The organism is Trichocoleus sp. FACHB-591 (assembly GCF_014695845.1).
GTDB lineage: Bacteria > Cyanobacteriota > Cyanobacteriia > FACHB-46 > FACHB-46 > Trichocoleus.
On sequence record NZ_JACJPA010000045.1, the window covers coordinates 166,233 to 180,422 of the forward strand.

Here is a 14,190-nt window from a genome sequence, read left to right on the forward strand (position 1 = left end):
CCTAGCGAGACTGATAATATTTGTACTGCCGAGTCTTGGTGAGATACTCTAAGTAGCCTTGACGCGGCTCATAACGAAAGTAGCCGTTGGCCTCGGAAGCATCATCATCAAAAGCCATCCAATAGGGGCCTAACTCTTTGCTGGCGATCTTACGAGTTAAGCAACCACGGGCATTACAGGTTTTCGTCGTGGTATTGGTGAGGGTAATGGTTTCTTTACCATCGTTTCGCATATAAGTGCCCAGCGGAATCATTTCCGATAGGGTTGCGCCTTCAGGCCACCAAGCCTGAGTCGGCGGAGCCACCACCGTACCGATCGCGAACGTAATAGCAGTTAGCGTAAGGGAGGTTAATAGTTTCATTTAGGGTTCTCGTCGTGTCGCGATCGCTGAGTTTTGAGTGCCATTTAGCACCACTTCGAGCCATAACTACCGTCTATTAGTGGCTGATTGCGGATGCTGCTCCTAAAATTCCCTAATTGCTGACGTCGCTAGCGATACGTAATGTTGATTTTATTCTTTGGCAATCGCGAATTATGGCTAAGGCATAAAGGGCGATCGCGCTATGGGTTTAGCTCAACAACTTATTTAGTTCTATTAACCGAAATACGCTCACTTTCCGTCCCAATCCACATGATGCACGTTGATAATTGCATCTAGGCCAATCCATTGCTGCACGTTGACAGTCGCATCTATTTTGGCTTCTAAATCTGTCAACTTCTGGGGGGCATCGGGTGAAGGTAAATAATGGTATACCGTCTTAAATTTAGAACCCATTTGGAAGGAAGTAATCGCAGAAGGAGCATCAGTAGGCCCGCCTTCATATCGATCTTGCAAGCTGAAGTATTGCATCCGTTGAAACTCCAGCATCAGTTGTCTAGCCTTCATGGGGCTGATTCTAGTAGTTCTAGTCCCTGTAACCTTTACGAAGCGATGCCCTTCGTAAACGACTCTGCCATCGCCGTAAATCGTTAATTTGTACATGGGGCAGAACCCAAAACAAGCGGTTCGCTCTAGAGTCACTACAGATTGTCGAACTCCCCGCTGAGGTTGCAAGAACAGTTGGGAGGACAAGGTTGAGTTATCAGCTGTTGCGAAAGGATGTGTGGCAACAGGCTTAGCCAAAGCATTGGTACTGAAAGTTAACAGCAGTCCCAAGCTCAAAAACATCGGTAGTCGCATTACAGTTTCTCCACTAAAGCGATCGCTACTGATTAAGAATCCGTTTCGCGCTTGCACGTTCCGCCCGATAGGCTGCTCTAAATGGATAAATTTGGTAACGAGATTGTGGCTAGCTGATGAAGCGATCGCCCCAGCAAGGGTATGGTTCAACCTACTCGCTTTACTTCAGCTCTTGCTATAAGTAACTAAGTAACCAGGAAGCATCTGCGATCGGCGATGTTTGCTAGCAATTAAGGCGAGGGGAGTAGCAGAGGATGGCAGCCAACATCAAAGTCGCTTTGGTGCATGACTACCTGCGTGAGTATGGAGATGCAGAGCGGGTGCTCCAGGTTATCCATCGTCTTTATCCAGACGCACCCCTTTACACGGCTTTTGTGGACTATCAGCACTTAGGCACTGAAGCTAAACGCTTTGCAGGCTGGGACATTCGAACTACATTTGCCCAAAAGCTACCTGGCATCGCTCATCCTCATCGCTGGAGAGGCTTGCTCCCCTACCTCTGGGAAAACATAGACCTATCTGAATTTGATTTAGTGATTTCTTCGTCTGGTGATTTCGTGAGTAAATCAGTCTTGACCAGAGCCGAAACATTGCACGTTAGTTATTGCCACACACCGCCTCGCCATCTATGGGAACGGTTGCGATCGCACCCCCAATCTCTCCACTGGTATAACACTTGGTTGGATACTCGCTTGCGGCAATATGACTTTTACGCCTCACAAAGAGTCGATCGCTACATCACCAGTTCCCACACTGCGGCCCGCCGCATTAGTAAGTTTTATAACCGTCCAGCAGAGGTGATTCCGCCTCCGATTAAAGTACATGGCGAAGGTCAGGCAGGCGATCGCTACTACCTCTATGTCGGCAAGCTAACTCGTCAAATGCAAGTGGATCTGGTAGTTAGAGCTTGCACGCAGCTAGATCGCCCCCTGTGGATTGTAGGCACAGGCCATGATGCGGAATATTTAGACTCACTCCGTAGTCTGGCTGGCCCTGAGGTGAAATTTTTAGGAGAGGCTCCGGAAGATGCTTTGCCCAGTCTCTATGCGGAAGCCAAAGCTTTAGTTTTTCCTTGTAGCAGTGCTGACTTTAGCCGAGAAGCCGTTGAAGCAATGGGACACGGTATTCCTGTCGTTGCGTCCCAGCAAAGTGGATTGCGAGAAGTGGTGTTAGATTACCGAACTGGATTACTCTTTCCTCAACCCACGGTAGAAAGCTTGGTGGATGCTCTCAATGAATTTGAAGGACTCCGGTTCTCCTCCGCTGCTTGTATTGAGCGGGCTGAAGAATTTGCCGAATCTGTTTTTGTAGACAGGTTGCAATGGTTTATCGCTCAAGCCCTCGATGCCCACCATGCAATTGGAGTCGAGCCAGAACGCGATTCCTTTGCGTAGCGAGATTTTCTAATTGAGCGATCGCTAAACAGTCTCTGTCTCGGTGCCTACGACTTCACGCACCCGGTAGATAGGTCTATTTTGAGATTCATGATAAGTCCGCATCAGCAGTTCTGCTAGCAAACCAAAACTAAATAACTGGATTCCTGCTAGGAACAATACCACCGCCAGAATCAGCAACGGGCGATCGCCAATGCTTCGTCCCAAACCTAACTTCAGAAACGTCAAATAGCTCCCCAGCAGCACACCACCTATCATCGATGCCAGACCAAAAGTGCCGAACACATGCATCGGGCGAGTCAAAAATTTCTTCATAAAGAAGATGGTAAACAAGTCCATCAGGACTCGTAGGGTCCGACCTAAACCATACTTACTCTGACCAAAGCGCCGCGCATGATGACGCACTGGAATTTCAGTGATGCGCGCCCCTTCAATAAAAGCTAAGGCTGGCAAGAAACGGTGTAATTCTCCGTAGAGATTCATGTCTGCAACGAGTTCCGCTCGATAGGCTTTCAGAGAGCAGCCGTAGTCGTGCAGTTTCACTCCAGTTACATTGCCAATCAGCCAGTTAGCAATTTTGGAAGGCAGGAGTCTAGTCAAAGCCGCGTCTTGCCTTGCTTTGCGCCAGCCACTTACCAAGTCATATCCTTCTTCCAAGCGAGCCATCAAGTGAGGAATATCGGCTGGATCGTTCTGCAAATCGCCATCCAATGTAATCAGCACCTTACCAGCAGCATGCTTGAAGCCAGCTGACATTGCTGCTGTTTGCCCATAGTTACGTCGCAGGATGACAGCCCGCAAATCAGTCCGAGCCTGGGCTAGCTGCTTGAGCAAATCAGTCGAGCCATCACTGGAGCCATCATCCACGCACACAATTTCATAACTAATCTGGCTCTCAGTGACAGCCGTGGCGATCGCTTCGATGAGGTGAGGGAGACTCTGGACTTCATTGTAAATCGGCACGATGACAGACACTTGAGGTGGCGGATTAGAGAAGGCAGGATTTGAAGCTTGAGAGCGGGTGCTAAGTAAGTTGCTCATTGTGGTAATTACTAATCCTCTTGACTCTTCAAGATACCTAAAGATGGCTTGCGGCAATGCTATCAGTATCCCAGCATTAACTGATTGGCTGTTAGCTTATTCACTAAAGTCTCACAAATTTCTCAGAACGGCTAACTGAGTTAAAGAGTTAATAAAGTCATTGTGAAACTATAGAACCAATTTAATATGTTCGAATAAGATGCTTGGTTAGTTTAGTGTAACCAAGCAACTAAAACAAGCAAGAAATTATTAAACAAAATCCAGCCAGAACATATATTGATTCGTAAACTGCATCAATCAATACAAAAGCCAGAATAATAACTACTATTCTCTTGGAATCTTTACAGCTAAGACAGGAAGTTTTTCATGTCTTAGCATGAATTAACTTTTGAGATTTAGTCAATTAATAAGGCACTCCTCATTAATGCAATGAAGTTACAGTTTATTTCAAGCAAACTGCACGAAGGAGAAGACAGTAAATGCAATCAACTACATTTACTTTTTAATCGACATATTCTGCTTTCAAGCTTGATAGACAAAAGAATCACGAAAGACTAATATTTTCTTAAGTAGCCACTCGTTATGACGTTCTCCAAATGGTTTTCATCATTCACTTGGTTTAAAGCTTTAGTTATTCTAACTTTGAGTTTGAGTATTTTTTTTCGGTTTATTAATCTTGATCAGAAAGTTTACACTGTTGATGAAGTGCGGGGTATTCTTCGGATCGAAGGTTATACTAGCCAAGAATTTACTGACCAAGTTTACAACGGCAATATTATTAGCAATCAGGAAATTCAACAATATCAATATCCCAGTTCAGAAAAAAGCTTTTCTGATACTGTCAAAGCTTTAGCAGGTAACCCAGAGCATCCTCCTCTATACTATTTAATCAGTCGATTTTGGATAGATTGGTTAGATCATCCTGTTGGTGCTAGAGTTCTGTCTGCTCTCGTCAGTCTCTTTATATTTCCTGCTTTATATTGGCTTTGTATAGAGTTATTCGAGAGTCCTTTATCGGGTTGGATTGCGATCGCCCTTGTTGCAGTCTCTCCTTTTTATTTAATGCTGGCTCAAGAGGCACGCCAGTATAGTTTATGGACGGTTTTTATTCTAATATCTAGTGCCTCGCTGCTTCGAGGGCTGCGTACTTTATCGAGAAACAGTTGGATAATTTATGCAGCAGCGATCGCATTAGGACTGTATACCCATTTATTTTTTGTTTTTGTTTTATTAACCCACGGATTATACGTTTTACTGACTGAAAAACTCAAAAGCAAACCTACAATATTTTACTTAATTGCTTCTTTCCTTGGCTGTATTACTTTTACTCCTTGGGTTTGGGTAATTTTAAGTAGCTCTAGTCGGGTGAAAACTACGACTAGTTGGGTAGCTTCTTTTAAGATTGGTTTATTTAAACGCTTTACTTATTGGCAAGCTAACTTAAGTAGTATTTTTTCAGATTTCAATGACCCTAAAATCAATCAACTTGTTTCTTTTGTTTTTCTAATTCTAGTTTTATATGCCATTTATTTTCTTTGCTGCCATGCTCCTAAAAAAGTTTGGCTATTTGTCTTACTACTAATTGGTATTACAGCTTTAGCCCAAATAATTCCTGACTTGATTGGGGGAGGGAGGCGATCGATCCTCTCTCGGTATTTAGTACCTTCTTATTTGGGTGTCCATCTAGCAGTTACTTACTTATTCACTCAACAAGTTTTTAGGGTTCAGGCAAAAGTAAGCCAGCAACGACTATGGCGCTCTGTTTTTGCGGTTTTACTCTCTGTTGGCATCATTTCTTGTGCCGCTAGCGCTCAGGCTAAAGACTGGTGGAAGGGTTCTAGCTCGATCAACTTACAAGTGGCACCACTAATCAATCAAGCCCCTCAACCCCTGATTATTAGCGATAGCAACCTTACCTTTATATTGCCCTTAAGTTATCTTCTAAAGCCTGAAACTCAATTTCAACTATTTGAGAGGTCAAGACTAGAAGAGCAAAATTTTCAGACTGAGCTAAAAAACTCAGTCCAGAAATTTAAATATGTTTTTCTATACTCTCCTTCAAAGCAATTGCTTCAATTACTAGAGCCAACGAATCAGCCAAGCGATTACAAAACTACAGTTGTAGTAGGACAGTCGCAATGGTTTCAGGATCGCAATTATCTTTACCGCGTCCAACTCAACTCTGCGGTTGATAACTAGCCATTACACGGCCTGCACCTCGTAATTGCCGATAATAAGTTTGGCTCACAATATCTCCTTGCTCAGATAGGCGATCGATACCAATACCATTTCGGCCCTGCTCTTTACCTGAGCTATGGATGTAGGAATGATCCCCAACATATAAGCCCACATGAGTTGCCTTGGCAGGAGAGCCAAAGAAAATCAAATCTCCTGGCTGCAATTCTTCGATCGCCACAGGCTGAATAAATGCTTCTTGCTGATAAGCGTCTCTTGGTAGCTGGATACCCACAGAGGTGAAAGCCGCCTGCATTAATCCAGAGCAATCATAATTCGGTCCCACAGTGCCACCCCAGAGATAATAGTTTGCTTGCTGCATCGCCGCATAGGTAAAGGCGATCGCCTCTGGTAGTCGAGTTTGAATCTCTGCTGCGCTCAAAGCGATCGCTTGATACGCTGTGGTTGCAATCGCCAGTTCCGCAACATCTTCAACTCGCAGCCAGCCGAGGTAGTCGTCCTCGCACAAGCGCACTGGGATAGCTGTCGCACCATTAGAGCTTGTTGCTGGAATCGATAGGATCTGTAAATGCCTGCCTTTGGCCGCTTGGGTGGCTAAGCGATCGCTTTCTGGCCCGTCGTAAAGGTTTAAGTGGGCTTGGCACTGATACTCTACTGGCTGAGAGGAGCTAGCCTCGAAAGCTGCTTGTAAGTCGGGGAGGGAAACCATGAATCAAAAATTGGGAGAGAAGCACTTAGTAGTAATCACTTAGTTTTATGCATAATCGGGTCTGAAACCAGAGGCCGCGAAAAACTGCTGATTCGAGCCGCTACCCAGAGTCAGTCGGACTGGTATAAGTGATACTGCTAGAGCAATCTCAAATGGGTTGTCAGAGGCACACTCCACCAACCTAATAAATCCTTTAGGACTGCTATATCCTATTCCTCTATTAAGTTACCCATCGAGTCACAATGGCATTTTTCCGTAAAGACGAACAACTTGAAACCCTAGGCGATCGCGTCCTGGAAACGACTTGGGCCGAGTTTCCCGGATTGGCTCGCAACCAAATCGCGCTTACCTGGGTAGTTTATGATCCTCCAATCCCTGTCAATACTGGAGGTGCCTTGAGTCCAGATGCCTTTTGGAACCATGCCGTGAGAGGGTTTAGCTATCGAGGAGTGGAGCGAATCTACCCAGCGAGTGTAGTGAAATTGTTTTACTTGGTAGCAATGCATGAATGGCTAGAAAAAGGCATGATTCAGCCGTCAGCCGAGTTGGAGCGAGCCGCCCACGACATGATTGTGGTTTCCAGCAATGATGCGACTAGCTTGGTAGTTGATGTTTTGACTGGCACAACTAGCGGCCCAGAACTACCCCCTGGCCCTTTCGAAACCTGGAAACAGCAGCGCAATCTAGTCAACCGCTATTTTCAATCGTTGGGTTGGCCAGAACTAGAAACCATCAATCTCAACCAGAAAACTTGGTGTGATGGTGCCTATGGCCGCGAGCGGGCGTTTTTAGGAGAACTGATGGAAAACCGCAATATGCTGACGACAGAAGCATCGGCTCGTCTGGTACACAGTATTGTGGGAGGGGTAGCGGTGTCATCCGAGCGATCGCAAGCCATGATGGCCTTAATGAAGCGCAGCCTCGACCCGAACGACTTAGCGGCTGATCCAGAAAATCAAGTTACTGGCTTCTTAGGCGGAGGTTTACCTCAGGCAGCCCAGGTTTGGTCGAAAGCAGGTTTAACCAGTCAAGTGCGCCATGACGCTGCTTATGTTGAGCTTGCGGGACAACCACCTTATCTTCTAGTTGTTTTTACGGAAGGCAAAGCCCACAGCCAGAACGAAGCGATTCTGCCATTTGTGTCGCAGCAAGTTGCCGCTGCGAGCGCTTCTATCTCGGCTGACAGTGTTTAAGATTATCCCCTAGAAGTTTCTAGATGCTGGTAAAACTCGCTACAGCTAGTAATCCTCTCAAAACGAATTAAAGCAGGATCTATGTCTTAGGAAGTGGCGAAATTGTTCAAAATTCCCTAAATTAGCGGTATGGCGGTCAATTTGCCGATACATTTACCTATAGCGAAAGATAACGAGAGCTAGCTAAAGCTTTAGGTTGGCCTAAGTTTTAGTTCAAGATACATTGAGGAGTGCTTGTGAATATGACTTTTTTTAGACGCGTTTCTTCCCTACTCAGCCTCAGCGCTCTATTGGTGATTTGTGGTACCTTGTCAGCTCAAGCCGAAACCACCACGCCCCTTGAGGCAACTTTAGCAACGCCGTCTGCTCAGCCTGAAGTGGCGACCCAGCCTGATACGGCTGACACGACAGTTACTGCGACGCAAGTTTCTGAGTCTGCCAATACTTATTCTTTCAGCACCACTGCGCCGACGTTGTTTGCCAACCACACGAAGTCTACTAGTTCTGCTGCCGCTCAAGTAGAAGCTGCTGCTCCATTGGCAGCGACAGAAGCACTACCGGAAGCATCCGCAGAAATGTCTACGGAGATGTCTCCAGAGATGTCTGTAGAGACGGCTAAGACAGCCCCCGTTCCTGGAACCACTGTTACTTCTGCTCAAGTTTTGAACGAGCAACCTGCGATCGCTCCTACCACGGATGAAGCGGCAGTGCCTACCACCGAAGCAGAAGCACCAAAAATTGCTCAATCTGTTGAGCCTGGTCGTGGCACTCGTTCTGGTTCTAGCTACGTCGGTGTCGGTCTTAACGTGGGCATTACTGGAGATACCGCGCTGGGCGATACGAATTTCACGGTCCTCAGCAAAATTGGTTTAACCAGAACCATTTCGGTCAGACCTTCCGTGATGATTGGGGACGATGCAGACATCTTGATCCCAGTCACACTAGACTTTCCCAGCTACACCGCTGATGAGATTGGCATCTCAGCCGCTCCTTACGTAGGCGCAGGTGTCGCGATTACAACTGGAGACAGTGATGTAGTCAGACTGTTGCTGACTGGTGGTGTTGATGTGCCTCTCACCCCACAATTCACTGCGACTGCTGCTGTCAACGCTGCCGTGTTTGATGATACGGATATTGGTCTGCTACTAGGCGTTGGCTATAACTTCACTTCTCGCTAAAGTCTTGCTGGCTGAGTGAGCCTAAGTTAATTGAACCCCCCTAAAGCTGCGGTTAGCTGACAGGGGGGTTCCGTTTTAGGTGCTTGATTTTCTTTCAGGTTGAGGGCGATCGCTTGACTCTCCCTGACCCTGAGGCTTTCCTATTCAGGCTTCACTTTGCTGATATTGGCTAACGTGCCATCATCTTTGACACTCCAGACATCGTAGCTACCAATGACATCCCCATTTTCGTCAATATCCACGTTGCCGCTAGCACCCTGGTAGTTAATATCTTGGCCAGCACGCAATAGCTTCAACCCTTCACAAACATCCGAAACTTCTGTGCCGGGCGCATTAGCTACATCCCGCAACTTGCTCTGTACTCCCTCCCCGGTATTCGCCTTGGCTGCTTCTGCCGCTAGCATCAACAGCACTGCCGCATCCCAAGAGTGCGGTACGTAGGCGCTGACGGATTGTCCTTTCTTTTCTTGCCAAAGCTTAGCTAATGCATCCAGAGACTTGCCATCAGCTCCAGGCACTGTCCCGATCGCGTTGGTAATGATGAATTTGCCGTCACTCGTTTTGCCTACCTGTTTCGGAAATTCATCGCTCTTGACGCCGTCAGTCAACATGACTTGGACTCCTTCCGTCAAGCCTTGCTCATAAGCAGATTTCAGCAGTAGGCTCCCTGTCTCGGCGTAAAGCACAGCCACGACTGCATCGGGTTTACCGCCAAAAGCAGCGGCAGCTTCCGTTTCAAAGGTGGTGGCTTTAGGGTCATAGCGGGTAGGCTTGGCTTCATTGACCACGGTGCCACCTTGTTTCTTAAAGGCTTCCACAAATTCTTTTTCAAACCCAACGCCGTAGTCGTTGTTAATCACGACCGTTGAAACTCGCTTGAAGCCGCGATCGCTCGCCAACTTAGCCAAAGCTCTGGCTTGATAGGTGTCGGGGGGTGCAGTTCGAGCCCAATACCCTTGAAAGTCACCTTTTTTTGCCCGTTCTGTAAACACAGGGCTAGTGCTTCCCGGTGAAATCAGCATCACCTTGTTGCGAGCCGCTACATCCACAGCGGCACTAGAAACGCTACTAGCAAACGAGCCGACTACACCAGCAACTTTATCTGCTTCAGCCAGTTTGGTCATCCCTTCAGCACCTGCGGTGGGATCAGTCTGGTCATCCTCTGCTACCAGCGTCACAGATTCACCATTCACGCCCCCACATTGGTTGGCTTGGTCCACGGCCAAGGGCACAGAAGCTAGCATGGCCTGACCGATCGGTGCTAAGTCCCCTGTAGCGGGCAGCAAGGAACCAATTTTCAAGCCCTTGGCATTAGCAGTAGAGGCAGCGGGAGTCGAATCAGTCGAGCTGTTCTGGCCTTGGTTGCCTTGATTGGTGTTAGTGGCATCTTGGCAGGCGGTCGCGAGTAAACCTGTAATTAAAGTTGTGATGGCTAAAGTGATTGCTAGGCGAGGCCTCAGACCACTTGCTGAAGCAAAATTTTTCATTTGGACCTAGTACTCTTCTATGGTGCAAATGAATCATGACTGAATTGCTGGGGAAACTCAAGTTTGTTACGAGCAAAGCGCTGCAAACAAAAAAGACCCAGATAGCTCTGAGCCTCAGTCTTGAATGTTCTTTTTGAACGGAGAGGGAGGGATTCGAACCCTCGGTACGGTCTTACGATTCGTACAACAGATTAGCAATCTGCCGCTTTCGACCACTCAGCCACCTCTCCAGGGTGACGGTAAACTATCATAGCAGACTTTTCTCAGAATGAACACAGCAACCTATAACTTTCGGTAGATAGTTTGCTGGCTCTGCGGCAAGCCGTGGCCATGAAGCTCAATCATTCTACCGTACTGTTGGAATTATTTGACTATTTTTTTGCAGTGAACGTCTAAAAAGTTCATCCTGGCCAATTACCAGGCGTTTGCCAGCAAAACTGATTGTTATTGACCTCACTGCAACTCATACCGAAGCTAAATGTCTATCGCTCATTGTTCAGAGTGATACAGTTTGGATTTGCTTGGGTGGCTATGCTGCTAAACGCCAGCGATCGCGCCTTCTATCCCTCAACTCATAATTAGAGTTGACCATGACCTAGCAAATTCAAGCAGTCTAGCGCTAGTCCACTGCATCTTCCAACGCGACTTTTCAGTTGCTAATAAACATATTTGGCTGCTCAAAAATTAATGTTTTCTTTATTTATCTAGATTCTACTGAGATTATCTCTCGGTTAGCACGGATGGGCTACCTTGCACCAATAAATCCTGTGTGGGCACAACTCGTTTTCACGGTTAACCAGCTAAAGGTTCGATTATGGCGTGATCCCCGCTGAACTTAATAACTGTAATTCGCCAATATGTTGCTTGGATTTAATATGTAATGGTGAAGGCGATCGGTTTTTTAGATAACAGCAATAAAATTTAGATTCAAAATTAATTGAATTTCCATCGCAGCCAGCAATTTCACTTTTTTTTGAAAAATAATGAATTAACGTAGTATACTATCGAGCAAACTTAATAAACCTTCTGGTACCGCAATGCTGAATCACTCAATCAGTGATTCCAAGATCTGAGATAGCTCTGTGCTCAATTTGTAGTTTTTGTAGGCTACATCAGGTTTTCAAGCAAGAAGTTCATTGAAGTTTAGCGAACGGGAGAGGTTCCATGCACAAGACAAAACGTGGTTCTCCGGAGCTGTTTTTATAGGAATATCCTCAGTTAGTCTTTCGATTCTATTTGCTATCAAAAGCCTGGATTTAGCAAGATATATCCTCTGACTGATGCCTTCAGCAGCCGCTAATCCTAGTATTTGAATCGTAAGAGCAAAAGCAATTTTTGAGAGCCATTTCGCTCAGTTTTTTATTAACTTTAGGTATAAGCTTAAAGCCATGTTTTCTCTGAAAAATCAGCATGTCGCCCTGATTTCCGTCCACGGCGACCCTGCAATCGAGATTGGCAAAGAAGAGGCTGGGGGACAAAACGTTTACGTACGGCAAGTGGGTGAAGCACTAGCCCGCCAAGGGTGGCAGGTAGATATGTTTACCCGCCAGAGCAGCGCCGACCAACCCGCTATTGTGGAGCATGCTCCTAACTGCCGCACCATTCGTTTAGTTGCAGGCCCTGAGGATTTTGTACCTCGGGATGAAATCTTCGAGTTTCTGCCAGAATTTTTGCAAAAGTTTCTTGATTTTCAGGCAGAGTCTGGGATTGAGTATCCGGTTGTTCACACCAACTACTGGATGTCTTCCTGGGTAGGAATGGAGCTAAAAAAACGCAAAAAAATTCAACAAGTGCATACCTACCACTCCCTAGGAGCGGTGAAGTACAAGTCAATTTCTACAATTCCTCTGATTGCTAGCACTCGTCTAGCTACAGAAAAAACTTGTCTAGAAACGGCTGAGCGTATTGTGGCAACTAGCCCTCAAGAGCGAGAGCACATGCGATCGCTGGTTTCCACTCGCGGCAAAATTGACATTATTCCTTGTGGTACTGATATTCAGCGGTTTGGCTCGTTCTCACAATTAGAAGCACGAGAAAAGCTGGGCCTTAATCCTGAAGATAAGGTGGTGTTTTATGTGGGACGATTTGACCCTCGCAAAGGCATTGAAACCTTAGTACGGGCCGTAGGTCGCTCGAAGTTTCGCGATCAAGCGAACCTGAAATTGGTGATTGGTGGGGGTAGTCGTCCGGGACAAAGCGATGGCATGGAGCGCGATCGCATTGAGGGGATTGTCAAGGAGCTAGGTCTGAGCGACATGACCATCTTCCCTGGTCGTCTGGGTGACGACACGTTGCCCGCCTTCTACGCTGCTGCGGATGTATGTGTGGTGCCTAGCCATTACGAACCGTTTGGTCTCGTCGCGATTGAGGCAATGGCCAGCGGTACGCCTGTGGTTGCGAGTGATGTGGGTGGGTTGCAGTTTACGGTAGTCCCGGAAGAGACGGGCCTACTGGCACCTGCTCAAGATGATGCTGCCTTTGCTGAGGCGATCGATCGGATCTTGAGTGATGCAACTTGGCGCAATCAGCTAGGGGTGGCGGCGAGACATCGGGTAGAAACTTACTTCAGTTGGGAAGGTGTAGCCTCACAGTTAAGTGGGCTGTACCAGAAGTTGATGAGCCAACCTGCTGCTGAGAAGGAGTTGCAAAAGGTGGGAGCGTAACCCGCAAATTCTTGAGGTGATAAGTCACTCAAACCTGATTGCTGTGCTTTGGTGCAGTTGTCAGGTTTTTACTTTTTTGGGTTTTTTACTTTTTTGGTTAGTTGCTCACCTCTGTGGGAAACAGCCTTGGGGGAGAATCCCCCAAACCCCCGATTGAGGGACGGCTGCGTCCCCCAAACCCCCTCCAGAGCGCATTGTGAAGGTGTTGTCTCGGATTGTTGGGAGTTTGTTGGTTGAATTATTTGGCTCTTAGGTCTAGTAGTCGGTGATTTCGGCTTCTGGGTCTGTGTTTGGATCTGGGGTGGGGTCGGGTTGTTGTAGGGTTTCTTTAACCATTTGCTGAATTTCCGATCGCACTTGTTCGTAAGCTTCAGCGGCGCACCAGGGTCGTAGGTACAAAATTGTGGTGGTCGGGGAAACTGAGTGAACGTGGCAGGTGGGTTTGGGATCGTTGAGGACTAGAGGGTGGGGGAGTACTAGGGCTAGCAGCAGTGTGATTGTGGAGTCGATGGGGCGATCGCCAATATCTATTTCTAGATCAACGCGGCGGGTGCCCAAGGTGGTCATGTTTTTCAGCGTGCCGCTGAATAGGTTGCTGTTGGGAACGGTAATTTTGACGTTGTCGCGTGTGACCAGGGTGGTGTAGAACAGGCCGATACTATCGACTACGCCGAATACGCCTGCGCCTTCTACATAGTCGCCGACTTCAAAGGGACGAAAGGTGATGAGCATGATACCTGCCGCGAAGTGGGACAAGGTGTTTTGCAGTGCTAAGCCGATCGCTAAACCTGCGGCACCCACGACAGTGACTAGGGTGGCGGTGGGAATTGCTAGAGCGGTTAAAGCAGCGCTGATGCCTACGACTAACGTGATGATTTCTGAGGCCTGCACCAAAAATTTGCGAATGGTGGGTTCGGTGCGGTTGAGGGTCCGACGCATCACCCGTCCCACCAAACCAATCGCCAGACGAGTCAGGACCAAAATACCAATGGCCCCAAAGACTCTCGGTACGATGTCAAAAGCCAGTTCAATCAGGTTTTGGGCAACCTGCGGGGTGACGGCAGCTAGCAAAACGGTCATAGGCAATGTTGAGAATGTCATGCGGATCTAACGCTCCAAAGTTTAGCGTTTTAGGGGTCTGACTGGATG

The 14,190-nt window shown here is 47.2% G+C and carries 11 protein-coding genes and 1 tRNA gene; 5 read left to right on the forward strand and 7 right to left on the reverse strand.

Annotation, left to right across the window (positions count from 1 at the left end; all coding sequences use genetic code 11):
• Position 1 precedes the first annotated feature (1 nt).
• Together H6F90_RS08925 and H6F90_RS08930 are read right to left on the reverse strand one after the other, a co-directional pair.
• Positions 2-361 (reverse strand): hypothetical protein, encoded by a 360-nt coding sequence (locus H6F90_RS08925; RefSeq protein WP_190552076.1) that lies wholly within the window; start codon positions 359-361, stop codon positions 2-4.
• A 249-nt stretch (positions 362-610) separates the two neighbouring features.
• The gene (locus H6F90_RS08930; RefSeq protein WP_190552078.1) at positions 611-1,330 is read right to left on the reverse strand and encodes a DUF6438 domain-containing protein; all 720 of its coding nucleotides are present in this window, start codon (positions 1,328-1,330) and stop codon (positions 611-613) included.
• 104 nt (positions 1,331-1,434) lie between these two features.
• On the opposite strand from H6F90_RS08930, the gene H6F90_RS08935 reads away from it, so the two are divergent.
• Positions 1,435-2,574: a glycosyltransferase gene (locus H6F90_RS08935; RefSeq protein ID WP_190552080.1), complete on the forward strand. Its 1,140-nt coding sequence runs from the start codon at positions 1,435-1,437 to the stop codon at positions 2,572-2,574.
• 24 nt (positions 2,575-2,598) lie between these two features.
• Here H6F90_RS08935 and H6F90_RS08940 read toward each other — a convergent pair whose 3' ends face one another.
• Positions 2,599-3,615, reverse strand: a complete 1,017-nt coding sequence (locus H6F90_RS08940) for a glycosyltransferase family 2 protein (protein WP_190552082.1) — start codon at positions 3,613-3,615, stop codon at positions 2,599-2,601.
• Positions 3,616-4,197: 582 nt separating this feature from the next.
• Between H6F90_RS08940 and H6F90_RS08945 the strand changes: the two genes are divergently transcribed.
• Positions 4,198-5,814 (forward strand): glycosyltransferase family 39 protein, encoded by a 1,617-nt coding sequence (locus tag H6F90_RS08945; protein ID WP_190552084.1) that lies wholly within the window; start codon positions 4,198-4,200, stop codon positions 5,812-5,814.
• Here H6F90_RS08945 and H6F90_RS08950 read toward each other — a convergent pair.
• Complete coding sequence (locus tag H6F90_RS08950; protein ID WP_190552086.1) at positions 5,792-6,520, reverse strand: C40 family peptidase; 729 nt, start codon at positions 6,518-6,520, stop codon at positions 5,792-5,794. The genes H6F90_RS08945 and H6F90_RS08950 overlap by 23 nt on opposite strands.
• Positions 6,521-6,762: 242 nt before the next feature.
• Here H6F90_RS08950 and H6F90_RS08955 point away from each other — a divergent pair, with 242 nt between their 5' ends.
• A complete protein-coding gene (locus H6F90_RS08955; RefSeq protein ID WP_190552088.1) occupies positions 6,763-7,713 on the forward strand; it encodes a serine hydrolase in 951 nt (316 codons plus the stop codon).
• Positions 7,714-7,955: 242 nt separating this feature from the next.
• On the forward strand, positions 7,956-8,891 hold the full coding sequence (locus H6F90_RS08960; protein ID WP_190552090.1) for a hypothetical protein: 936 nt from the start codon (positions 7,956-7,958) through the stop codon (positions 8,889-8,891).
• Between the two features lie 140 nt (positions 8,892-9,031).
• Here H6F90_RS08960 and H6F90_RS08965 read toward each other — a convergent pair whose 3' ends face one another.
• On the reverse strand, positions 9,032-10,378 hold the full coding sequence (locus tag H6F90_RS08965) for an ABC transporter substrate-binding protein (protein WP_190552092.1): 1,347 nt from the start codon (positions 10,376-10,378) through the stop codon (positions 9,032-9,034).
• Between the two features lie 138 nt (positions 10,379-10,516).
• A tRNA-Ser gene (locus H6F90_RS08970) sits at positions 10,517-10,608 on the reverse strand.
• A 1,158-nt stretch (positions 10,609-11,766) separates the two neighbouring features.
• Between H6F90_RS08970 and H6F90_RS08980 the strand changes: the two genes are divergently transcribed.
• Entirely contained in the window at positions 11,767-13,041 is a 1,275-nt protein-coding gene (locus H6F90_RS08980; RefSeq protein WP_190552096.1) for a glycosyltransferase family 1 protein, read from the forward strand.
• Positions 13,042-13,296: 255 nt separating this feature from the next.
• On the opposite strand, the gene H6F90_RS08985 is transcribed toward H6F90_RS08980, so the two are convergent.
• On the reverse strand, positions 13,297-14,142 hold the full coding sequence (locus H6F90_RS08985; protein ID WP_242024395.1) for a mechanosensitive ion channel family protein: 846 nt from the start codon (positions 14,140-14,142) through the stop codon (positions 13,297-13,299).
• Positions 14,143-14,190 lie beyond the last annotated feature (48 nt).